This is a genomic window from Paraglaciecola sp. (genome assembly GCF_039942875.1).
Taxonomy (GTDB): Bacteria; Pseudomonadota; Gammaproteobacteria; order Enterobacterales; family Alteromonadaceae; genus Paraglaciecola.
In genome coordinates, this window is sequence record NZ_JBDVBQ010000047.1 from 88,842 (window position 1) to 111,745 (window position 22,904).

The window sequence follows — 22,904 nt, forward strand, 5'->3', positions numbered from 1 at the left end:
ATTATGATCCTTGCTCTGCGAGTTTATTAACTGAATGATTAAACGGTGACTGTATTTCTTCTTCGGGTTGCATTTCTTCAATTTCGACGGACTTTCTAGCCATTAAAAATAGGGTATGCAAATAAGCAATTAATAAAATCACATAAACCGACATGTACAGGATAAAGCTAAATACCACGTTTTCTGGGGCGATATCGGTGACCGCATCTACGGTTTTGAGTACTCCAGAGACCAAATAAGGTTGACGTCCAATTTCTGTTACATACCAGCCAGCTAGTGTGGCTATCCAGCCAGAGAAAGTCATGGCTAATAGGGCATAAAGCGGTATTGAACTAAGTTCTTTTTTGCGGATAAGCACAAAGCTGCAGTACCAAGCCACAAACAACATCAATACACCTATACCTACCATTACTCTAAATCCATAAAATACCGGAGCAACGGGCGGGTGCTCGCCGACGAATTCATTTAAGCCTTTAATTTCTCCCTCAAGATCGTGGGTTAATATCAGGCTAGCCACATTTGGGATAGGTAACTCGAAGTGATTGGTTCGATTTTTTTCATCGGGAATAGCAAACAACAATAATGGTACGCCTTTTTCTGTCTCCCATATTCCTTCCATGGCAGCGACTTTTTGGGGTTGATGTTCAAGGGTATTAAGGCCATGTGCATCACCAACTAATATTTGCAAAGGCATTAGGATTGCAGCTGCAAATACTGCCGTTTTTAAAGCCAGTCTAGGGGCTTTTTTGTGGTCACCTCTTAAGATTCGGTATGCCGATATTCCTGCAATTAAAAATGACGCTGTAAGACCTGATGCCAACAAAACGTGACTTAAGCGATAAGGAAAAGAAGGATTAAATATAATCGCTCCCCAATCGACAGCGTGTGCTACGCCTTCACGCATTTCAAACCCGGCTGGGGTTTGCATCCAAGAGTTCAGTACGATTATCCAAAAAGCAGAGATAGTCGTACCTACTGCTACAATTAATATCGACAGTGTATGCAGCCAGTTTGGAACCTTATGTATGCCAAATAACATAATCCCCAAAAAGGTAGCCTCTAAAAAGAAGGCAGTGAGCACTTCATAGCCTAATAGAGGGCCGGCGATATTGCCAACCGTTTCCATATAGCCAGGCCAGTTGGTCCCAAATTGAAATGACATGGTTATGCCACTTACTACACCCATTGCAAAGGTAAGTGCAAATACTTTGACCCAAAAGCGGTAGATACGCATCCATACAGGATGGCCGCTAATGTTAAATCTCAGTTTGAAATAAAATAAGAACCAGCCAAGGGCGATACTTATACTCGGAAACAAAATGTGAAAACTAATATTGGCTGCAAATTGAAGACGAGACAGCAAAAAGACGTCGTCCATAGGGCACCTCTGTATTTAACTTGAAAATGATTTTAAGAATTTAAATTTGAGTAATTTCAATGAAACTGAAGTTACTCATTGGTTCGTTTTAGGAGCTTTTCTTTAATATCTAAGACTTTTCCGACACCGGATCCTAGCTTCATTAAGGTGTCTAACTTTTCAGGACTTAAACGCTGCAATTCGCTAGACCATTTAGTTACGCCTTCAAGCAAGTCGTGAACTTCTTGCAGTTTTTCTTGAGCATATAATTCGTTCTCATTGGCGGCTGTATCTAGCAAAATGTCTCTCAATAATGAAAGGGTTGGGTCCATTTCACGCTTGCGTCGTTCTTCAAACACTTTGTTGGCCATGTCCCATATGCTGCCATTAGTTTGATAATAATCTTTGCGGTCTCCTGCTTTGTGATGCAGCTGTATAAGTTGCCAAGACTGTAATTCTTTAATGCCCATACTGACATTACCTCTAGATATACTAAGAGCTTCTGCAATTTGATTCGCACTAACCGGGTCTTTAGTGATAACTAGTAGAGCGTAAATCTGGCCAACGGTTCTGTTAAACCCCCAACGACTGCCCATTTCCCCAAAGTGCATCACGAAGGTTTCTATCATTGGCGTCATTTTCATAGCTTTCTCTAATTTCTAAAGTTTCAATAATTATTGAAAGTTTAGGGTTTTGATTGACTCAGGTCAAGGTTTACTTTGTTATTTATAGTAAGTGGAAGGTGCATTTAGAATCTTCTTTCATAGAGCACAATACGTACATGAGCTGTAAAAAGTGAAGTATTTGTGATGAAATGGGCAATTAAGTTATGCAAAAATGGTGACTTAACTTACATTAAATTAATGTAAAGCAATGATTTGTCGAATAATATGTTTGTAACATAACTGTATTAATTTTATAAACCTTAGTTAGACGACCTTTTTAAATTGAATCTAAAAAGTGTAATCTGGTAATGAAAGTTTTTACGGTTGGTCATGGTCATACCCGTGTCGGAATTAATTAATCATATATACAAGTAAAACAGGTAGCGCATGCTCAACAATACAATCTCATTAACAGGTCAACTGGAAACCGTTCAACAGGCTAAAAGCTTTTTATTAAGTATCTCTGCTGAAGGATATCAACAAGTCCTGAAACCACACTTTTCTAGTAGTGCTGGGGCCCATATGCGCCATATTTTGGACCACTATTTGGCGTTGAAAGATGGTATTGCCAGTGGGGTTGTTAATTACAACAAACGTAACAGACACTCTAATGTAGAGTCATGTGTAACTACTGCGATCTCAAAATGGACAGAATTAGAGCAGTGGTTAACAGAAGTGAGTGAGTTAGATGCGAATTTACCTATTAATATTATTTGTGAAACCTCTGTCAACGAGACTCAAAATACTCAAACTCAATCAACATTAGCTAGAGAGCTTGTTTTTGTATCTAGCCATGCTATTCATCATTTCTCACTATTAGGTGTGATCAATTCTCTACTTGGAAATACCAGTTCTGCTAGTTTTGGCATAGCACCAAGCACCGCTTCTTATTTGCGTCAACAGGCCTAAAACTTCTAAAATTTTGCAGTCAATAAAACTGCAATTATCCGCCCCCTGAAAGCTATGCTCTAGTATTTAAGGGTTAAACGGCGGATAATATTGTTACTTATATGATTACTTAGGATTTTCCACCATGAGCGAAATACCCGCTTGCCCTGAATGCAATTCAACTTATACCTACGAAGACCGTGATATGTACGTTTGCCCTGAATGTGGTCATGAATGGCCTCAGTCTGGTGAAGTAGATGACGATGCAATACTAATCAAAGACGCCAATGGAGCCTTATTGTCTGATGGCGATAAAGTGACAGTGATTAAAGATTTAAAAATTAAAGGTAGCTCACAAGTTATTAAGATTGGAACTAAAGCTTTGGTCAGAAGAATATTTGATAAAAAAGACCATGAGTTAGACTGCAAAGTAGATGGTATTGGTGAAATGATGGTAACTGCTAAGTTTGTGAAAAAGCAATCAGCTTAAAACCCTTAGCCAAGCCGGGTGCCACTGCTAAACTCCCAAAGTAAGAAGTGATATAACTCATGAGACTCAATGAATTAACTCGTTGAGCCTCCTGAGTTTTTTACAAATGGGGTTTTACATCTGTGAAATAATTGGGGCCAAAGCCACTGATCCGAGACTGAAGGGGGGTAACTAGTTTCGTAGGTGAACCTGAGATTTCAATTGCGCTACTCCCATAGGTTTGTCATACCACTATTATAACATCACTCCATCGCCAACTCGTTATTTCATCATGGATTAGTCCACCCATCACAAACGTGTCATTCCGGTAGTCTTTTGAGCCGGAATCGCGTTTAAAGCTGTTTCACGAACTATCGGGGTCAGAGCAAGGTTATTTTCTATTTCTTAGACTTTTGTTGTGGAAACCAATCAGGCAAACTCGGGGAAGGCGACTCGCTCGATATCCTTACCTCTGAACGAAAAACCTTAGTAAAGACAGCTACATCTAAATCAGTTCAAGATTTATTGATTTAATGTTCATCTGACCCCGATTATTTTCATGGTATGGCTTATCTGAATCTTTCATACACTCTGCTAAGTGTACCCGATGCGAATATTTAAAATTAAAACATCCACGCTCTGATATTTACTCTTTTAACCATCTATCCATCCAAGCTTCCAGTTTTTGATACATTTCAACTCTATTCTGTTTGTTGGTGAAACGATGAGGTTGGTTTGAAAAGCTATAAGCTTCAAATTCTTTATCATGTTTAATTAGGGCATCTCTTGCCATCTCAAACTGATTAAATGGTGCAATTGTGTCTGACTCGCCATGCATAAGTAAAACTGGAGTGTTAACAGCACTAATTTTGTCTAAGCTGTTACTTATTCGATAGTGTTCTGGCGTTTCATCTGGTGTCCCGCTGTGACCATGTTTGATAAACAAGCGAATCAATCTATTTTGATTGTTATAAGCAGATGCAAAGTCATAGATACCGCTCATTGGCACTGCTGCATCGAAAGCGTTTGGAGATCTTGTGATTGCCCCCATGCTAATGATGCCCCCATAGCTATAACCATATATGCCGACTTTTTTATTAGACCATGGCTGAGCACGAATAAAATCGGCTGCACTCGCAGCATCTAAAGCTTGCGTGTTAGCCCAATCGTTGGTGGCAAGATCCTGAAAATCTCGACCAAATCCAGAGCCTCCGCGATAGTTTACCGCAAGCACTACGTAGCCGAGTTGAGCCAGCCTTTGTTCAACTAGGTTTAAGCCATTGTAATAAGAGTGAGTGCCTCCTCCGTGAACCTGTACAATGGCAGGGTATGATTTATTTGCATTGAAGCTTGGAGGATAAAACGCAAAGGCTTGAATGTAAGTCCCATCTTTCGCTTTATAGCTAATCTGTTTAGGCTCCACGAGGCCAGTCCAGTTGGTGGAAAATTGCGTTACTTGAGACGGCGTTCCATCTTTGCCTGAGACTAGTTCAAGCTCTCGGCCACGAGTAGGAAGAGAGCGTATTATCGCAAAAGCATCACTAGAAGTTGACATATCCCAAGCATGAATTAACCCACCACTATGAGTTACTCGCGTTGCCACACCGCCATCACTGTCTACACTCCATAGCTCATGTTCCCCACGGCGATGATTGATAAAATATAGCTGCATTGAGTTGGCGCTCCACTTAAGTGAGCCAGCTTCCTCGTTTGCTCTGACTTGCATATCTAGCTTTTTATAATGTTTAGTTTGTAAATCTACTACAAAAATATCGGCGAGCTGTGTATACCAATAGTCAGACTTTTGAGTGCCATAAATAGCTATTTTACTGCTATCAGGAGACCAAGAAGGAGCTGAACGGCCCATCACTGTATCGGTAAGTTTCGTTTGATTTTGACTTGCTACTTCAACCATCCAAAGTTCGTCAAACCAATAATCTGTCTTATTCGAAAAATAGCTGATGAACTTACTATCGGGCGACCAGCTAAAGTTAAATCGAATCTCGTCGGCTGACATTGCCTTGTTAGTTAGTTTCTTTGCTGGCTTACTTCCATCTAATGGCATCACCCAAATGTCTTTATGCTCAGCTTGTTGCTTTGCAAATGCGAGCCATTTCCCGTTCGGTGATAGTTTAAGCGACTGAGAGCCTTCTATCATATTGGTAAGCTTAGTTTTGTTTAAGGTATTTATATCGATTGACCAAAGTCCATCTTCATCAAGATAAATCACCTCTTTTCCTGTTGGGTGCCAATTTACAGCACGTCCTTTGGTAAGCAAGCTTGTCTCACCTTTAGCATCTACTAGATACAGACCGTCTTTATCAAGGCTTTTCACCTCAACTAAAAGTAGCTCGCCATTAGGCGGAAATTTAGCTGAAAATGCACCATCATGCCCTGTCCCCCTGCATACCGACACAGCACAAGCTTCTTCCCATGAAAAGGTAGGCTCAAAAGATTCTGCAATAACTTGTGTTGAAGCCGTCATCACAAAAATGCTTAGGAAGTAGAAGGAAATAGCGAAACAACCGTGAATTAATAAGCTTACTATGCGCATTCCAAGGCACCTTTATTGGCTCTTATTTGAAACGCCAGTATAGATGAAAACATTTCTATTCACTACGCTCGATTATTTACAACTATCGAGGTCAATCGGAGTCAGAACAAGGTTATTTTCTATGTCTTAGACTTTTGTTGTGGAAAAACAATCAGGCAAACTCGGGGAAGGCAACTCACTCGATATCCTTACATATGAACGAAAAATCTTAGTACAGACAACTACATCTAAATCAGTTCAAGATTTATTGATTTAATGTTCATCTGCCCCCGATTATTTATATGGCAGCTTTGAAGTTTCATTAAAACAACAAGCATTACTGTTTGAAGCAGGGAATTTACACGCTATCGCCACACCCTACATAATTCCAAATTCTGTTAGAGTAGAACTGGTACCAGGTTCAGGCGAAGCGATAGTTTTTTCATTAAACAGTAACAACAATGTGTCTAATTTAACGTACCAAGGTTCTATATTTAACAAAGACTGAATTGCTGCCAATAAATGTGCTTTTTAAAGAGATAGGCAGGATTTATCTACCAATAATTTCTTCAACGACGGCGATGCAATCACCAAGCGAATGACGAACCTCGGGCTATCTCATTAACCAACTGAACAGCAGAATAAGTGATGAGCCCTTGATCTTCAGAAGCTCAGCTCCACGCCCAAAGCGGACTAAATATCAGATCATGCTATATGGCGAAAATACTGAGATAGCGATCGTTCGAAGTATTGAATATCAAAGAGTCCTTTGCACTTCAAAATTCCCATTATCTATGGCATCAATCACATGATTAAAGGACAGATAAAAAAACTCTTTTCTTTTATTGATTAGGTTCACCCTCTTGTCTGCGAACATATTGTGAAGCTCAGATTCCAATGCAGGGGCATCCTCGCTATAAAAGAATGCGTGGACATCAAACGTATCAGGTACTGATGCGTCCCCCAACTCTTGAACTCTGTCGTTAGGGTCAACTCTTCTAGTCATTCCAATCTTGATCATGTCAGGTCCAAATGCAACCTTATTCGAAATGATGTATACATAGCCTGCACGGGTCTTCTGCGCCATCGAAACTGCACGATTCTCACGCCCTTTCAATATCGCCAATTCTTCTTGATGCATTACTAATAATGCTTTTTGTTCCTCTGTAGCTGACTCGTATTTTTGTAGTTCTTTCTGTACCAACTTCTCCATACGCTCCCTATCTTCTTGAGCTTTTTCGGCAGCTGCTTTGATTTTTCCTTCCTCTCGTTCAGCTTCTCTTAGTACTTTCCGTTCTTCTCGTTCTGCTTCTTTTATATCGTTCTTTAACTGGTTAATTTCATATGACAACTTTAATTCGGATATTTTCAAATCTCTGTAACCAGGTTGTAACTGTGTTTTGATGATTTTACCTCTAGTATTTATATCATCAAACGCATTCCCAACTCGCTCTACAAGGCGATTAATGTTGTTCCAATTAGCTAGGACTATGGCTGCTTCAACTTCGTTATCAAAGCAACGTATTCTTAGTTTTATTTCTCGATTAATAAGTTTTGTGGCACCCGCTTTGCGACCATTAATCTGAAGATTATTACCAAGGTCACAAATACATGCTTTTTTGTCTTTAACCAATAGTTTTGCCTGTTCTTTAACTTCGCTCAGTTTTGATGTCAGTGGCTCCAACTTTTCAAATTCAGTTGTGCGTTGAAACACTTTATTGTCAACCGTGCCTATACCGATTGAGTATTGCTGTATTTGTCTCTCTAGCGATGATAATTGCCCTTTACTTTTCAGATATGACTTTTGCAATTCTGAGTACTTTGACTCACTTAGTTTAAGTGCATCTTGCTCCTTATCTACAAACCTAAACTTATCTTTGATTTCAACATAGACTGATTTCTGACCGTTAAATCGCAAGAACGAATAGATTGCAAATGCGGCCATAATCCCAACTGCTGCACTATTTATGATGAGTAACATAATGTTCTTCCTTAGATACTTTCAGGTAAAGTTTTAGACTCTGAAGTTGACTTGTTGTGCTCATTAATAGCATTTCGAATCAGATGGCTTTCATTAAATTCTTTTGCTTCCACATCAAAATACCAGTCAGAAATCACTCCCATTTGATCCAATTCACTCTTCACTTCGTCAGGTGAAACTCGAAAAAATTCTTTCCTATGATTTTCGGTATTTACGCGTAATTTGGAGAATTTATTATGTAACTCCTTTTCAACTTTAGGCGCGTCATCAACAAAAGCAATAGTGTGTACATCGAACTTAAATGGCACACTTGCATCGCCAAGTTCGTTGACGCGATCCATTGGTTCAAGGCGGCGTGTCATGCCGATTTTAACAATACCTTCACCGAAGCAACCATGGTTAGAAATGACATAAATATAACCAACCCTTGTAATTTGGGCTTGAGATATTGATCGACTAAATTTTTCTTCTAACTTTGCTTTTTCGATTTTTATTTTTTCTATAAGCAATTCAAGCTTTGCACGTTCTTCACCAGCCAGTAATTCAGCTTTACGCTGGGCCTTAATTAGCTCACTTTCACGAGCCGCAATTTCCTCTTCCAATTCAGCAGAGTCATCACCACCTACTTTGTTTTGCTCTCTAAGTCTGGCCTGTTGTAATCTTCTTTGATTTTTAAGTTCTTCTTTAGCTTCTAATTCACCGTGCCACGCATCAAGCTCATTTAGTTTTAAATTTAAATAGCTTCCTGAGATTGATACGTTTGCTGTATCACCTAAGTTCTGAAGTTGCTCTCCCAAACGCTCTAATTTACTTATTGCGGTATCATAGGTTTTTACACGCATTTTCTTTCTAATGATCTCAAACTCAGCATTAAAAGCCTTAAGCAGAAGAAGTTGGTAATCAGCTACCATCTTTGCCCCATCTTTTTTACTACCGAAAAATTCCCAATCGGTATAGGCATTAGTAGCCTGTAGGTTTTTGATGCATTCATACTGTTTTGTTCTGCACTGATAAATAGCTGACTTAAGCGCTTCGCTATCATCAAAGTTAAATGTCGGAGGAACAAGACCAACGTCTATGTGACTAGCTTTTTTTTGCGCTTTTTCTAAAAATTCCTGCAATTGGTTATAGAAAATATGACCTTGAGTTATTTTGTTATCAATAGCGTCTTTTTGTGTATTGATGTCACCTAACATTTCATCAATTGAAAAATTGACTAAATCTGATTGCCTGTGGGCAATATAGGTTGCTCGCTTGTAATGTTTTTTGGTAAAAAAAATGCCTAAAAACAGGAGCAGAGCAGCAACAAATAATGCGATGATAGGTATTACTGAAGAAGCGTCCTGCATAGATATTCCTTTTTAAATTATCGTCTATAAATGACGACTGTAAAATACTAACGCAAATTAATGCTTTTTCCTCCGATTTATTTTAGTACCGCAATTTTTTATCATAATTTAATTGGTTAGATGAATTTACTTAAAGTAGCGTGTAAATCTGCTATCTGCAAGTGAGAGTATATAGTCACTAATATCTCTCAATCTTGCACCTTATTGGGCAAACCCTGATGCTCCGCTTTCTACTATTTTGAGACAGTCACTTGGACTCTCTGTAATATCGACTTTTGGCACAACCAAGTCCAAGTGATTACCCCGACATCCTGTTTATAAGACAACTTGCCAAAGAATTATGTATCCTTTGGCAATCTAGCTACGCATCAATACTCTCAGATACTTCAAGCGCATCATCAACTTCTATACCCAAATATCTAACGGTACTTTCAAGTTTTCGATGCCCAAGCAATAACTGACAAGCTCTTAAGTTCTTAGTCTTTTTATAAATGAGTGATGGCTTTGTTCGCCGCATCGTATGCGTGCCATATTGAGTTTTGTCCAAACCAATTGAATCAACCCAATTATCAACAATTCTGCCATATTGCCTCGTAGAAATATGGTCTGAGGGCTTGGCTCTCGATTTGAACAAGTAATTGTTTGGATTTAGGTTTTGTGTCGCAATTAATTCTGAAATAGATTTTCTGGTATGTGCAGTTATCTCAAACTGAACGGGTTGCTGTGTTTTCTTCTGAACCACAATTGCTCGAGATTGGATAATATTGCCGTGACAAACATCTCTGACCCGCAACGCGACGAGATCACATCCACGTAACTTGCTGTCTATTGCTAGGTTAAAAAGTGCTAGGTCTCTTGTTTTGTTGGATAGCTCTAACCGTATTCGAATAGACCAAATTTGTTGAAGTTTGAGCGGTAGCTTCTGTCCAATAAGTTTATTCTTATTCCAAGGTTCTTTGGGAACATAAATGGTTAAGGCATACATGATGGTTCTCCTATTTAACGGAGATATAAGTACGGTACCTAAATATTAACTTGGCAGATTAAGCGTGGCTTCGGCCAAAAGCGGCCATTCAACTTTTGACAAATCAATGTCTCTGAACCTATCGATTTCTATATTGCTGTAAGTAAATAGTAAGACTCCGCTAAGTACGAATATAAGATTACTTTAACGAAAATATCTCTTCCACTGTTACATTTAAGACTTCAGCTACTTTTAGAGCTAAAACCGTTGATGGAATAAATATACCGTTTTCTACCGTATTAATTGTTTTTCTACTTACACCAACTTTTAATGCAAGCTCTGCTTGAGTTAAATTATGAATTGCACGATGTACCTTTAACTTATTTAGTAACTCCACGTTTAAGTCCTTATTCTCTTAACTCTAGTATTATGTGTGCTATTAAAAATGCAGATAGCCCAGAAACTAAAGAAAATAGAGAGGTGAAGCCAACACCTAATGAAAATACAAAAAGATCAATAATTAACATAGACAAATTACTTATCATTAAAGTAATAAAACCTAATTTTGCAGCCTTATTTGAGTGATTTTGAAAGCGTTCATCGTTAATTAGGTGATTTTGATTTTTATATAATTTGTAATAAGCTTTCCAGTCTTTCACGTTAAAAAATAGCCACGACGTACAAATACTTAATGTAACCAGCATCCAAGTTTGTATATTGATTTGTGTTTGATTTACAAGCGTTGAGTAAAAGATTGCAGTGCTCATACTTAGTATCAAAAATAAGCAACATGACATGCTTGAGACATGAAACCGAGAAATAATCGAAAAATTATCGTTCTTCATAGCTACTTCCTTAATTAGTTTAATCACCGGCAATGTAACACATACATCCCAAGAAGATACCTCAAGGTTACATTTCTATAAAAAACGAACTGCAGCTGATCGCTCTTTTCTGCCGTTAAACCTGAGAAGTCATTTCGTCCACTATGGGTCGAAAACTGACCTTAACCTAGACTATCAGACAATTTCCAATGTGTCTGCCAATCGCTCACCCGAGTCCGTCAGCCTTCACTGAGTTCTAATGACCATAAGATACAGATACTTATCTTTCAGCTAAGCCATCGTGTCTTTTCTTTGTGTTCTCTGTAAAATATAAGCTCAGCATTTCCTTGCTGTTCACAGAGTCGTTTATTTTAGAGCTCATATAGTCAGGTAGATATAATCTTTTAAGAGGTAAAAATGGCCGTTGGTTTTGATTTCGGTACCGCCACATGTTCCGTTGCACATATAGTTAATAATAAAGTTGAGTCCATCCCATTAAACGAAGGTGAGGTGTTACTTTCATCTACCTTGTGCGCGCCTAATAGAGAGTCGGTTACGGAGTATCTATATCGACACTTAAACATTTTACCCATGAGTAGTGTGGGTAAAACCTTGCTACAAAACTCGATTAATACCAACAAAAGAGAAGGTATAGATCTGGTTCCTGATGATATTCGTTTTGGTAAACAAGCTACTGCTTTGTATCTAGAAGACCCTACCGACTATTACTATGTGAAATCGCCTAAATCCTTTTTAGGCTTATTGGGTTTAGATGAAATTCGTTACACCATATTTGAAGATATTGTGTGCGCCATGATGGCCAATATTAAGCAAAAGGTTGAAGTGTCATTAGGTAAACCGGTAGTTGAAACTGTGATTGGCCGGCCGATTAATTTTCATAATAAGGGTGGCGAGCAAGCCAATATTCAGGCTGAAGATATTTTACGTCGAGCTGCCACTAGAGCGGGCTTTAAACATATCGAATTTCAGTTTGAACCGGTGGCCGCAGGGTTAGAGTATGAAGCGAGTTTAACCTCTGACAAAAACGTGCTGGTGGTGGATATTGGTGGTGGTACTTCAGATTGCTCTTTGATACGCATGGGGCCTAGTTGGGTAGGTAAAGAGCAACGTGCTGAATCTTTGCTGGGGCATGCAGGCAGTTTTGTTGGCGGTAATGACTTAGATATTCATCTTGCTAGCAAAAGTTTTATGTTTGAATTTGGCAAAGACACCGATGCTAAATCTGGCTTACCTATGCCCAATATGCCATTTTGGGAATGTATTGCTATTAACGATGTGATTGCCCAAAAAACCTTTTATTCGCGGGCTAATTATCGAGAGTTGAAGAGTATGCAGTCTTCGGCTAAGCAGCCAGATAAGCTGGCAAGGCTGATAGACGTGTACGACAATACCTTAGGCCATAGTATTGTGGCTGAGGCAGAAAGAACAAAAATTGCTTTATCTAATAACGATAATTTTATTGCTAATTTGCAGCTGCCTTCTGAGAGTATTGATATTCCTGTTTCTATACTGCAAATGGAAAAATCTATCTATCGCCCGGTACTTAAAATCCAAAAGTTAGTGCAAGAGACTCTCGCACAAGCACAAATACAGCCAGATGAGATATTCATCACAGGTGGCTCTGCTCGCTCTCCACACTTAAGAGCGGCGATAAAATCAGTAGTGGGTAACGTACCTATTGCCAATGGTGATTACGAAGGCTCGGTTACTTCTGGTTTAGCAAGGTGGGCAGATTTGTGTTTTAAGTGAGCATATTTTGTAGAAGTGGGTAGAGATTAAAACGCTATTAAAGACCCGACTGAAATGTCTAAAAAGATAGGTAGCAATATATAGTGTGTTTAGCGCCACAAAATGTAAAGGGCTTAACTATTTACCTAGTTAAGCCCTTTTTTGTTATCGCTATTCTTTGGGTTTGACTGCCTTTTTATAATCTTCCCAACCGTCTGCTAAATACAGCTTTAGTAACTTTTCTGGTGCTGATGGTAAATCAACACTGAGTAACAAGCCTGGGGTGTCATTAAAACTTTTATCAACACCTAAACTGTGGAATACCGCACCTAATTTATTGTAGTGTTTCAGTAAAACAGGAATATCTTTACCATCTGGCTCAATTGTTTTTAACAAGGGGGTGATATGTTCTTTCAGTCCATATTTTTTTGCAAAATCACAAAATTCTGGTTGAAATGTGTAGGAGTAAGGGTACCTACGAGCGACATTGTTTGTGGTGGTAACCATAGCTTGTTCGATCACTGCCACGCTGCGCATGTCGTATAATTTACTTATTGATACGGTTCCGTATAGCGTTCGGTATTGAGGGTATTTACATACGTATGCGCCAATGCCTCTCCATAATAAAAATAACCCTTGGAAGCTTCGTTGATATTCAGGAATTAAGAAAGAGCGGCCCATCTCTAAACAAGGCTTTTGACGGTTGACAAACTCAGGCCCAAAATCAAACATACGATTGAGATATAGGTTATCTAAGTTACCGTCTGCCAATAATTTGTCTGTTTGCCCCATTCGATAGGCACCAATAATTTGCCCCGTGTCTTTTTTAATGACAAAGAGTTGAATATAGGTTGCATCAAAGTGGTCGGTATCCCTAGGTTCCCCGCTGCCTTCATTATGTTCTCGAAATACCATTTCTCGTAGGCGAGCGATTTCGTCTACCGTTTTTGGCAATTGCTTTTGATACCCAAAATAGACAGAGAAGTCTTTGTGGTCTAGTAGGTGCTGTTCTGCCGGTAGCTGTGCAATTTCTGCTAGCACTTCATGATAGGGAACTTCATCTGCTAGAGGTTGCATATGGGTTACGGGATCTGCAGGCCAAGACGTTTCATATTCAGGTGAAATCAAATAACTTTGTGCTCTGAATAACTCTGTACGACATGTTAAGTCAGCATCTTTGGCATAGTGTTTTTCTTCTATTGGGAAGCCTGCCGACACCTTAATTTTTGCATTTTGCTTGTTGGTAAGTTCTCGGGCCAACATAAGTAATCGTAAACGATAGTAAATTCTACCTAAACGATAAAAAAGAGGACTATTTAAACCACTTACAAAGACTGGGACATATGGTGCCTTGGCACGGCTTGCAATACTGGCAACAATTCTGTTCCAGGTATGGTCCGCAATTCGTTTTGTATCTTTATGGAAGTAGCTCACCCTACCTGCTGGAAACAATAATAATGCTCCACCAGATTTCACATGCTTTAAACACTGACGTATAGACGGCGCATTTTTAGGGTCATTTTCTGATAAAGGATTAGTGAAGATAAAGTAGTCTTGTAATTCAGGAAATATTTTAAGACCTTGGTTAGCCATCACTTTAATATCGGGTCGAACTTGTTCAATTGCCCAGGCTAAAATGACTCCTTCTATTCCGCCAAAAGGGTGATTGCTAGCAATCACGACAGGTCCTTCTTTAGGAATTTTAGCTTGCAGACCTGCAACGCCTTCTAACTGAATATTAAGTGTATCCAGTAGACCTTTTGCGAAAGTGGTTTTATCAACCCCTTGAAGACGAGTTTTTATATAAAGCTCATTTAATTGGGAAATTCCTAAAGCTTTATCTAGGGTTTTGACGATAACTTTTTTTAATGGGTTTAATTTATCTTTAGGGATAAGATTAAGCAGGCTAATGGCTGCAGGCATAACACCAGCTCCATAATTGATAGTGATTATAATTCCTATATTTTGCTTTAATTTACTATAAAAATCAGCAATTTATTCTAACTTCAGATGGCTTTATATTTATCTTTCTTTTTTTATATAAAAAAGACTCTATTACCGACGGTTTTGAGTAGCAAATTAAGGCATAATGGCTGGATTAATTGAAGCGCTATTTATATTTAGGTAACCCCATGCAAAAACTTACAATTACCACCCCAGACGATTGGCATCTACATTTTAGAGATGACGATATGTTAGGCGAAACTGTGCCTGCTACAGCTAGGTGTTTTGCAAGGGCGATTGTGATGCCTAATTTAGTGCCGCCAGTTGTTAATGCTAAATTGGCTTTGGAATATAAACAAAGAATTTTAGCTGCTCGTACCCAAGGCAGTACTTTTGAGCCTTTGATGACCTTGTATTTGACTAACCAAACGTCTAAACAAGATATTATTGATGCCAAAGAGGCTGGGGTTGTTGCAGCAAAATTGTATCCTGCTGGGGCAACCACTAATTCAGCACAAGCGGTTAAAGGGATAGAGGCCTTGTATCAAGTATTTGAAGAAATGCAACAGCAAGGTTTATTACTGCTTATTCATGGTGAAGTAACAGAAAGCCATATAGATATTTTTGACCGTGAAAAAGTATTCATTGATCAATACATGAGCAAGATAGTTGATGATTTTCCTGCGTTAAAAGTGGTGTTTGAGCACATCACTACAGGAGATGCAGCAGAATTTGTTTTAGCTGGCTCTGATAATCTAGCCGCTACCATCACGCCACAGCATTTATTATTAAACCGCAATGATTTACTCGTTGGCGGTGTAAAGCCCCATAATTATTGTTTACCGGTGTTGAAAAGAGGCACACATCAACAAGCGTTGCGTAAGGTAGTGGCGAGTGGGTCTTCTAAGTTTTTCTTAGGTACAGACTCAGCTCCTCACGCTAGGCATGCTAAAGAAAATGCCTGTGGTTGCGCGGGTTGTTACAGTGCTTGGAGTGCCTTGGAGTTATACGCGCAGGTATTTGAAGAGTTAGGTGCACTAGATAAACTTGAAGGGTTTGCAAGTTTTCATGGTGCAGATTTCTACGGTGTACCTCGCAACACCACAAAGGTGACACTAGTGAAAGAGGCTTGGTCAGTGCCTGACACTGTGACGTTACCCAATGGCGAAGCGATTGTGCCTTTCTTTGCGGGTCAATCTGTAGCTTGGAAAATAAGTTAGATTTTTCTTAGTGCTAACCATTAAACTCATTTATTAACAAGTCAGGCGTTATTTTAGGCCAAACTTACATCAAAACATCAGGGAGATAACAGTTGAATTTAGCAATAATATTGCAGTACAGATTCAGCAGAAATGGATATGAGTAGATATATTTCCCGAGTCCATAGTTGGGCATTAGTTTACAGCATTTTAGCAATGTTGAGTGCTGTCGATGTATTTGCTAGCAGTAACGAAAATGTCTTTAAAGTAGGGGTTCTGCATGCGCAAGAGCCCCCTTTTGTGTACTTTAATCCTAGTGATGAACGTTATTTAGGCATTCTGATAGATTTGTCTGAAGAGCTTGGTAGGCGCATGGGGTTAGAAGTTGAATTTATTTCTACACCCAGAAATAAACTAGAAGCCAATATCTTAAGCGGTACTTACAACGCCACTTTTTTAGCTAAGAGCTGGGTATCCATCCCAGAGCAGGTGTTATTTAGTGAAGACTTTTATGTCTATGCTGAATACTTATATTCAACTCGTCCTTTTGACATTCACGGCTCTTTAAGCAATTGGGTTGAAGGTAGAACTGTGTGTACAAGGGAAAACTTTATACACCCTGTTATTGAACCTTTTATGGAGCAAAAAACATTAAAAAGACTTAATGTTTCTTTAGGTGCACCTGTTATCAGAATTATGATGAAAGACCGATGTGACCTAGCTTTGGTTGATGATTTTAGAAAGGAATGGTTACAAAATAATATTGCCGATATGAATGTTTTGTATCGTACGCCAGACTATGTCGCACAGGAACATATCTCGCTTATGTTAAGTAAGGATTGGCTACAAAAATTGCCCGAATTTAATTTGCACATAAGTAACATGAAACAGTCGGGTATGGTCGATGAAATTGTTAAACGACACTCTACTCGAAAGTTAACCTGGCTTGACTCCCAATAAGTAAGCGACCACTACTGTTAATTAAAATGATAGTTTGATATGAATATTTATGAGTTGTTCTTTAAGCTCTATTTGCTTCCCATATGTAGGTATCAACTTAGCCCTTTAAGACATTAACCATTTACCTATGAGAGAGTATTATGAGTAACCTAGTTACATGCTACATAGAGAACAATATAGCCACAATCACACTTCAGAATGGCAAAGTGAATGCCATATCACACCAAGTTATTGATGAGTTAAATCAGGCATTAGATCAAGCAGAGCAAGATAAAGCGGTAGTTGTATTAACGGGGCAGCCGGGTATGTTATCTGGCGGATATGATTTAAAAGTCATGGGTGAGAGTATGGAAGCTGCTATGGCATTAGTCGCTAAAGGCTCTAGCCTCACAAGACGTATGTTGTCTTTTCCGTTTCCTGTTTTGGTCGCGTGTAGTGGCCATGCAGTAGCTAAAGGTGCATTCTTGTTATTGGCGGCTGACTACCGTATTGGAGTAGAGGGTCCGTTTAAGATTGGTCTAAATGAAGTGGCTATTGGTATGACTATGCATCATGCTGGGCTAGAATTAGCTAGAGGCCGGTTAGCGCCAGTATTTTTTAATCGGTCTGTAATTTTAGCCGAAATGGTATCACCTCAAGACGCTGTGATTGCAGGATTTTTAGATAAAGTGGTATCTGAAGAGGAGTTCTTACCTACGGTTAATTTTATTGCAAAAGCCATGACTAAATTAGACATGAAGGCTCATCACCAAACTAAATTAAAAGCTCGTGCAGAATTACTGCAAGTGCTAGATGAAAGTATTGAAAAAGATCGCCACAGCAGTTTGTAATTGAAAACTGTGTAACCAAAGAGAATATTTTGAATAAAGAATTTGCTTCATTAGGCTTAAATAATGCCTTACTAGATAACTTAGAAACCATGGGTTTCAAAGAGATGACTGATATACAGGCAATGAGCTTACCAGCCATCATAGAAGGTAAAGATGTGGTAGCTAAAGCTAAAACTGGAAGCGGTAAAACCGCTGCTTTTGGTTTGGGCTTACTGCATAACCTTAAAGTGAAGCGGTTTAGAGTCCAAGCTTTGGTGATGTGCCCCACACGAGAACTGGCTGAGCAGGTAGCGCTAGAGATCCGTAAGCTAGGACGGGGTATTCATAATATCAAAGTGCTCACTTTATGTGGTGGTACTCCTATGGGGCCTCAAATAGGCTCATTAGAGCACGGAGCGCATATTATTGTGGGCACACCTGGGCGAATTATGGATCACCTTTTTCGCCAACGTTTGGATTTGAGCGAAGTGAACACCCTGGTGCTTGATGAAGCAGACCGTATGCTAGATATGGGATTTGAAGTTGAAATGGCAAAGGTCATTGATGCTGTTCCCCTTGATAGGCAAACATTATTATTTTCAGCTACTTACCCGGATACTATTGCGCAAATCAGTCAAGATGTGCAGCGTAACCCTGTTGAGGTAAGTGTTGAGGCGACTCATGAAACTAGCAAAATTGAACAGCTATTTTTTGAAGTAGAAGAAGCTCATAGAACAAAAGCGGTTGCCGCCATGTTGAGTCATTATCAACCAGAGTCAGCGATCATTTTTTGCAATACCAAAATTGCTTGCCAAGAAGTGTATGACGAACTCAGAGAGCTTGGGGTATCGGCTCTTGCTCTGCATGGTGATTTAGAACAACGAGAGCGTACCCAAGTTCTCACTCGTTTTGCTAATCGAAGTGTATCTGTATTAATTGCGACCGATGTGGCATCTCGTGGGTTAGATATAAAAGAAGTGAACGCGGTAATCAGTTACCAAGTTACGCCAGACCCTGAAGTGCACATTCACCGTATTGGCCGAACGGGGAGGGCAGATGCGAAAGGTTTAGCATTAACTATATGTTCGCCCAAAGAAGTGCATCGAGCGAATGCCATCGAGGATTATCAAAAATCTAAAATTAAATGGACGGGTATTCAGGCTTTGCGTTTTCATGCCAATCGGTTGATCCAACCCGAATACGAAACCATTTGTATTGATGGTGGTAAAAAGAGCAAACTTCGCCCAGGTGATATTATAGGTGCCTTAACTAAAGACGCTGACATTGTCTTTGACGATATTGGTAAAATCAATGTTACCGCAATGCACACATATGTCGCGGTGAAAACTCGTAGTGTAAAGCGTGCTCTGAAGCAATTTAATGAAGGTAAACTGAAAGGCCGTAAGTTTAAGGCTAGAAAGTTAAGCTAGAAAATCTATTAAAATTTGAATCAATAAAAACGGAGCCTACAGGCTCCGTTTTTAATTGATTTTTATCACCACGTTGTATTACTTTATTGGTGATTTATCTAAGTAGAGAGTGGCTAGTCAGCTACAACTCTATTTCTACCGTCATTTTTACCTAGATAAAGGTTTTTATCGGCGCGATTGATACAGACATCTAACTCTTCATCTGCAGTAATTTGACTGACTCCTATGGTAATAGAAACACAGATTTCTTGTTCTTCGTATTCCACTATATTTCTAGCCACGGCGAGTCGGATTTTCTCAGCGATTTGTACTCCTTGTTCAATATCAGTATCTACTATCATCATGATGAATTCCTCTCCGCCCCAGCGAGCCAGAAAATCTTGCTGTCTAATGTGACTTTGCATAACTTGGGCTGTTTCAATGAGCACTTTGTCACCACATATATGCCCGTTAACATCATTTACCTGCTTAAAATAATCAATGTCAATTAGCAAAATACAAAACGGATCTCCACCTCGTTTACACCGAGATAACTCTTGTAAGGCATTATTTCTAAAATCCCTACGGTTTCTTAAGCCAGTTAAATCATCGATTGTTGATAACCTTAGTAGCTTTTTATTCATAGCCTCTAACTCAGCAGTTCGTTCTTCTACCTGAATAGACAATAAGTATGAGCGTTTCTGTAATGCATAAACTCTCCTTCGATAAAAGCCAATCAACAAGGCTACAATTATGCTTATCCAAAGTACTTTTGCCCAAGTCGTCAGCCACCATGGCGGAATAACTGTAATTGTTATTTCACCGACTTGGTCACTCCAGATTCCATCCTTGTTGGTTCCCTTAACCATTAATGTATAGCTACCGGCATCTAGGTTTGTATAGGTTGCAACTCTATTTGAAGAGCTTGTTGTATTCCAAGTTGTATCGAACCCATTTAATTTATATTGGTATTGATTAAACGTAGGAGCGGATAGGTCAAGTGCACTAAATTCAATACTAAAGACAAGGTCTTCAGGTTGTAAGGTTATTTCTTTCGCTTGATAAATAGGAAGCTGATGAGTGGAAGGCTCATTTTGAGTATTGGCACTTCGATTGCCTAATATTGATAATTTAGTGAACACAATAGCAGGGCTCCACTTTGATTGAGAAGCGTCTTCTGGACTAAAATAGGTGAGACCTACAGGGCTTCCAAAAACTATTGTTGAATCTATATTCGTTAAACTGTGATTGATGTAATACCCTTCTATTTTTACACCATGACTATCGTTAAAGTATTCTGGATTTTCTAAACTTGGGCCTAGTTTAGCTATTCCTTCAATGGTGCTGGCCCAAAGGTTTCCCTTGCTGTCTTCTTCTATACCGCCTATTGCTAGGGTAGATAAGTGTGATCCCGGGGCGACTTGTTGAAATATAAAGTCATCTGTTTTTTCATCATAACTTAACTTTAGAATGCCAGAGCCTTGAGCTCCTAGCCAATAGTGTTGTCCATTTTTTGACTTCGAAATCCAGGTAATTATACGGGGACTGCGATTGGCTGGGGACCTGTTGGCTGCATACAAATCTAGGACTTCTCCGGTGTGCTTATTTATTCTTAGCAATCCTTCCATTGTGCCAACCCAGACAAAACCATCAGCATCTAATAAAATTTTAGTTACACTTCCCATTGGCCATTGTTTTTTTATTTTGTGAGTTTTTCCATCTACATAAAGTAAACCGTTGTTAAAGCCCCCTAACCAAAGGTCTCCTATTTTGTCCGCGGTTAAAGTGTAAATTCTCGCTCCCTGTATCGTTTCTGCATGTTTTAAATACTTCTGGTTTTTCTCAAGGTAAGCTAACCCAGACCTTGTGCCAATCCAGATTGTATCTGAGGATTCGGAATAGGCTAAAGATGAGATCATGTTTGACTCTAAAAATTCTACGTTATTTTGTTTATTTTCAAATGTCCAAGGGCCAGTGATTTGTCCAGAGAGTTCTCTTTTCCATAAACCTTCTGGGGTTCCAAACCAAATATTGCCTTGGTTGTCCTTTGTCATTCCTCTGGTTGATTTATCATTACCAGCAAGTAGGGTTTTAAATTGTAAACTGCTAGGGTCAAACTTAGAAAACCCTGATCGCCATGTTCCTTGCCAAATCAATCCTGATTGGCTTTCAAAGGTACGACTCATTTGATGGCCACTAAGTAAGTTATTTTTTTCTTTTTTGTAGTTCAGATTTATGATTTCAGCATTGTTCTCTGAGCGGGTAATGGTTAAACCACCTAATGTGCTTATCCATATATCGCCATTGCGGATTTGCTTAATTGAAGAAACTGAAGGGCTTGAAAGTTCTGAAGATAGGTCCTTCAATGGTTTAATAACGTGGCGTAAATCTGTCGTGTCTTGCTTTGAGTAAATGCCTTTACCATTGGTTGAGAACCATATTTGATTTTTGTTGATAAGTTCGATATCTGAAACTTCTATACCCTCTAATTCAGGTATAGTATATAAGGGTCTATCTTCCTTGAATGCATATAACCCTTGGCTGGTAGCAAGCCAAATTACACCATTTATATCTTGCTCAATGTCTTGTATTCGAAATTTAGCACTTTGATTTAATTCAACGTGAATAAATGAATCTGAGTTTGGGTGGTATTCAAATAGTCCTAGGTTGGTGCCCGCCCATAATCTTCCCGTTCTGTCGTATACAACTGTTGCTACAAAATGATGTTGCATGCCTGCGGAGTCAATTAAAGGGTAATGAACAAAACGATCATATTTCTGATCATAGCGGCTCAATCCCCTAGAGCTTGCGGCCCAAAGATCTCCAGTAGTTTTATTAAGAGCCATCTTATACACGTAGTCGCCCATAGGTCCTGAGCCGTCGAGGTTTTGGTCTTTTTTATAATTTACAAAATTGTAACCATCATATCGATTAAGACCACTTTGAGTGGAGAACCACATAAAGCCAATATTATCCTCAATAATATCGGATACTGTTACCTGAGATAAACCATCTTGAACTGATAAATGTGTGAAATGGGTTGGGACAACGGGAGCAGCCACTACGAAAGTATTTAAAATAAATATGAGCAGAATAGCAAAACAGTAATTGAGTTTTGTACCTACGGTAAAGATTCTCAGAATAATAGTCATACTCCATCAAGGACCCAGTCATAATAATGTAAACTGAAATAACTTTAAATCAAGTATTGAACTTCGATATATTTAAAGAGTGAACCTTGTATGTTTATGGGAAGAATTTTAATTTTTTTATAGAGCTCGCTTTTAAACAGCCATTTTAGTTCGGTTACTTTTTAAGTGTGTTGGCTAATTGAAATCGCTAGGTTACAGTACTGTTTGATTTTTGGGAGAAATGCTGCTCATGAATGATACTATTTTATCCTTGTTAGGTTACCTATCTTGGACCTTATTTCTGGTGATTTTTATTGCTGTCTACCGCACCTCATTGGTAATGAAAAAACAAAAGGCTCCGAATGGATTCAAATCAGATGGCTCGGATTCACCTCCTTTTGGTGAACGTTTAAGCCGTGCAATGGGAAATTGTGTAGAGAGTTTTGCATTTGTCGGTGGCTTAATGTTACTGGCATTAGCTACTAACTCTGCTGTTATTACCGATGGGCTTGCTCTTGTTTTACTTGCTGCTAGGTTAGGTCAATCTGTTACTCATCTAATTTCAACGAGCGTGTTAGCTGTGCAGATCCGCTTTGTGTTTTTCTTGATTCAGATTGGAATATGTTGTGTTTGGTTGGCAAAGTTCTTTATTAAATTTTTAGGAGCTTAACTC

At 39.0% G+C, this 22,904-nt stretch carries 18 protein-coding genes; 8 read left to right on the forward strand and 10 right to left on the reverse strand.

Annotation, left to right across the window (positions count from 1 at the left end; genetic code table 11):
• Nucleotide 1: 1 nt before the first annotated feature.
• Together ABJE44_RS16640 and ABJE44_RS16645 are read right to left on the reverse strand one after the other, a co-directional pair.
• Nucleotides 2-1,378, reverse strand: coding sequence for a cytochrome ubiquinol oxidase subunit I (locus ABJE44_RS16640; RefSeq protein WP_348112698.1), 1,377 nt, complete (start codon nt 1,376-1,378; stop codon nt 2-4).
• Nucleotides 1,379-1,449: 71 nt separating this feature from the next.
• Complete coding sequence (locus ABJE44_RS16645; RefSeq protein ID WP_348112699.1) at nt 1,450-2,001, reverse strand: MarR family transcriptional regulator; 552 nt, start codon at nt 1,999-2,001, stop codon at nt 1,450-1,452.
• Between the two features lie 408 nt (nt 2,002-2,409).
• Here ABJE44_RS16645 and ABJE44_RS16650 point away from each other — a divergent pair, with 408 nt between their 5' ends.
• Both ABJE44_RS16650 and ABJE44_RS16655 read left to right on the forward strand, forming a co-directional pair.
• Nucleotides 2,410-2,931, forward strand: coding sequence for a hypothetical protein (locus ABJE44_RS16650; RefSeq protein ID WP_348112700.1), 522 nt, complete (start codon nt 2,410-2,412; stop codon nt 2,929-2,931).
• Nucleotides 2,932-3,055: 124 nt separating this feature from the next.
• Nucleotides 3,056-3,400, forward strand: coding sequence for a zinc ribbon domain-containing protein YjdM (locus tag ABJE44_RS16655; protein ID WP_348112701.1), 345 nt, complete (start codon nt 3,056-3,058; stop codon nt 3,398-3,400).
• Between the two features lie 625 nt (nt 3,401-4,025).
• On the opposite strand, the gene ABJE44_RS16660 is transcribed toward ABJE44_RS16655, so the two are convergent.
• From ABJE44_RS16660 to ABJE44_RS16685, 6 genes are all read right to left on the reverse strand, one after another.
• Nucleotides 4,026-5,933: a prolyl oligopeptidase family serine peptidase gene (locus tag ABJE44_RS16660; protein WP_348112702.1), complete on the reverse strand. Its 1,908-nt coding sequence runs from the start codon at nt 5,931-5,933 to the stop codon at nt 4,026-4,028.
• A 736-nt stretch (nt 5,934-6,669) separates the two neighbouring features.
• Nucleotides 6,670-7,893: a DUF4041 domain-containing protein gene (locus tag ABJE44_RS16665; RefSeq protein WP_348112703.1), complete on the reverse strand. Its 1,224-nt coding sequence runs from the start codon at nt 7,891-7,893 to the stop codon at nt 6,670-6,672.
• 11 nt (nt 7,894-7,904) lie between these two features.
• Nucleotides 7,905-9,242 carry a DUF4041 domain-containing protein gene (locus ABJE44_RS16670; RefSeq protein WP_348112705.1) on the reverse strand — a complete coding sequence of 446 codons (1,338 nt, stop codon included), beginning with the start codon at nt 9,240-9,242 and terminating at the stop codon, nt 7,905-7,907.
• 361 nt (nt 9,243-9,603) lie between these two features.
• Nucleotides 9,604-10,227 carry a tyrosine-type recombinase/integrase gene (locus tag ABJE44_RS16675; RefSeq protein ID WP_348112706.1) on the reverse strand — a complete coding sequence of 208 codons (624 nt, stop codon included), beginning with the start codon at nt 10,225-10,227 and terminating at the stop codon, nt 9,604-9,606.
• A 178-nt stretch (nt 10,228-10,405) separates the two neighbouring features.
• Nucleotides 10,406-10,603, reverse strand: coding sequence for a helix-turn-helix transcriptional regulator (locus tag ABJE44_RS16680; RefSeq protein WP_348112707.1), 198 nt, complete (start codon nt 10,601-10,603; stop codon nt 10,406-10,408).
• A 10-nt stretch (nt 10,604-10,613) separates the two neighbouring features.
• Entirely contained in the window at nt 10,614-11,051 is a 438-nt protein-coding gene (locus ABJE44_RS16685) for a hypothetical protein (RefSeq protein WP_348112708.1), read from the reverse strand.
• A gap of 396 nt (nt 11,052-11,447) precedes the next feature.
• Here ABJE44_RS16685 and yegD point away from each other — a divergent pair, with 396 nt between their 5' ends.
• Entirely contained in the window at nt 11,448-12,800 is a 1,353-nt protein-coding gene (gene yegD / locus ABJE44_RS16690) for a molecular chaperone (protein ID WP_348112709.1), read from the forward strand.
• A gap of 150 nt (nt 12,801-12,950) precedes the next feature.
• Here yegD and ABJE44_RS16695 read toward each other — a convergent pair whose 3' ends face one another.
• Nucleotides 12,951-14,702 (reverse strand): lysophospholipid acyltransferase family protein, encoded by a 1,752-nt coding sequence (locus ABJE44_RS16695; RefSeq protein WP_348112710.1) that lies wholly within the window; start codon nt 14,700-14,702, stop codon nt 12,951-12,953.
• 209 nt (nt 14,703-14,911) lie between these two features.
• Here ABJE44_RS16695 and pyrC point away from each other — a divergent pair, with 209 nt between their 5' ends.
• The 4 genes from pyrC to dbpA all read left to right on the forward strand — a co-directional run bounded on the left by pyrC (nt 14,912) and on the right by dbpA (nt 19,121).
• Complete coding sequence (gene pyrC / locus ABJE44_RS16700; RefSeq protein WP_348112711.1) at nt 14,912-15,943, forward strand: dihydroorotase; 1,032 nt, start codon at nt 14,912-14,914, stop codon at nt 15,941-15,943.
• Nucleotides 15,944-16,081: 138 nt separating this feature from the next.
• Nucleotides 16,082-16,882 carry a transporter substrate-binding domain-containing protein gene (locus ABJE44_RS16705; protein WP_348112712.1) on the forward strand — a complete coding sequence of 267 codons (801 nt, stop codon included), beginning with the start codon at nt 16,082-16,084 and terminating at the stop codon, nt 16,880-16,882.
• Between the two features lie 140 nt (nt 16,883-17,022).
• Nucleotides 17,023-17,712: a crotonase/enoyl-CoA hydratase family protein gene (locus ABJE44_RS16710; protein WP_348112713.1), complete on the forward strand. Its 690-nt coding sequence runs from the start codon at nt 17,023-17,025 to the stop codon at nt 17,710-17,712.
• A 29-nt stretch (nt 17,713-17,741) separates the two neighbouring features.
• The gene (gene dbpA / locus ABJE44_RS16715; RefSeq protein WP_133471457.1) at nt 17,742-19,121 is read left to right on the forward strand and encodes an ATP-dependent RNA helicase DbpA; all 1,380 of its coding nucleotides are present in this window, start codon (nt 17,742-17,744) and stop codon (nt 19,119-19,121) included.
• 113 nt (nt 19,122-19,234) lie between these two features.
• Here dbpA and ABJE44_RS16720 read toward each other — a convergent pair whose 3' ends face one another.
• Nucleotides 19,235-22,252 carry a diguanylate cyclase gene (locus tag ABJE44_RS16720; protein ID WP_348112714.1) on the reverse strand — a complete coding sequence of 1,006 codons (3,018 nt, stop codon included), beginning with the start codon at nt 22,250-22,252 and terminating at the stop codon, nt 19,235-19,237.
• A gap of 229 nt (nt 22,253-22,481) precedes the next feature.
• On the opposite strand from ABJE44_RS16720, the gene ABJE44_RS16725 reads away from it, so the two are divergent.
• Nucleotides 22,482-22,901, forward strand: coding sequence for an MAPEG family protein (locus tag ABJE44_RS16725; protein WP_348112715.1), 420 nt, complete (start codon nt 22,482-22,484; stop codon nt 22,899-22,901).
• Nucleotides 22,902-22,904: the final 3 nt, after the last annotated feature.

Coding starts and splice junctions, on each gene's coding strand:
- ABJE44_RS16720 (WP_348112714.1), bottom strand. CDS start 22,252: ATGACTATTATTCTGAGAATCTTTACCGTAGGTACAAAACTCAATTAC.
- ABJE44_RS16685 (WP_348112708.1), bottom strand. CDS start 11,051: ATGAAGAACGATAATTTTTCGATTATTTCTCGGTTTCATGTCTCAAGC.
- ABJE44_RS16660 (WP_348112702.1), bottom strand. CDS start 5,933: ATGCGCATAGTAAGCTTATTAATTCACGGTTGTTTCGCTATTTCCTTC.
- ABJE44_RS16705 (WP_348112712.1), top strand. CDS start 16,082: ATGAGTAGATATATTTCCCGAGTCCATAGTTGGGCATTAGTTTACAGC.
- ABJE44_RS16650 (WP_348112700.1), top strand. CDS start 2,410: ATGCTCAACAATACAATCTCATTAACAGGTCAACTGGAAACCGTTCAA.
- ABJE44_RS16725 (WP_348112715.1), top strand. CDS start 22,482: ATGAATGATACTATTTTATCCTTGTTAGGTTACCTATCTTGGACCTTA.
- ABJE44_RS16655 (WP_348112701.1), top strand. CDS start 3,056: ATGAGCGAAATACCCGCTTGCCCTGAATGCAATTCAACTTATACCTAC.
- ABJE44_RS16675 (WP_348112706.1), bottom strand. CDS start 10,227: ATGTATGCCTTAACCATTTATGTTCCCAAAGAACCTTGGAATAAGAAT.
- ABJE44_RS16695 (WP_348112710.1), bottom strand. CDS start 14,702: ATGCCTGCAGCCATTAGCCTGCTTAATCTTATCCCTAAAGATAAATTA.
- ABJE44_RS16670 (WP_348112705.1), bottom strand. CDS start 9,242: ATGCAGGACGCTTCTTCAGTAATACCTATCATCGCATTATTTGTTGCT.
- yegD (WP_348112709.1), top strand. CDS start 11,448: ATGGCCGTTGGTTTTGATTTCGGTACCGCCACATGTTCCGTTGCACAT.
- pyrC (WP_348112711.1), top strand. CDS start 14,912: ATGCAAAAACTTACAATTACCACCCCAGACGATTGGCATCTACATTTT.
- ABJE44_RS16645 (WP_348112699.1), bottom strand. CDS start 2,001: ATGAAAATGACGCCAATGATAGAAACCTTCGTGATGCACTTTGGGGAA.
- ABJE44_RS16710 (WP_348112713.1), top strand. CDS start 17,023: ATGAGTAACCTAGTTACATGCTACATAGAGAACAATATAGCCACAATC.
- ABJE44_RS16640 (WP_348112698.1), bottom strand. CDS start 1,378: ATGGACGACGTCTTTTTGCTGTCTCGTCTTCAATTTGCAGCCAATATT.
- ABJE44_RS16665 (WP_348112703.1), bottom strand. CDS start 7,893: ATGTTACTCATCATAAATAGTGCAGCAGTTGGGATTATGGCCGCATTT.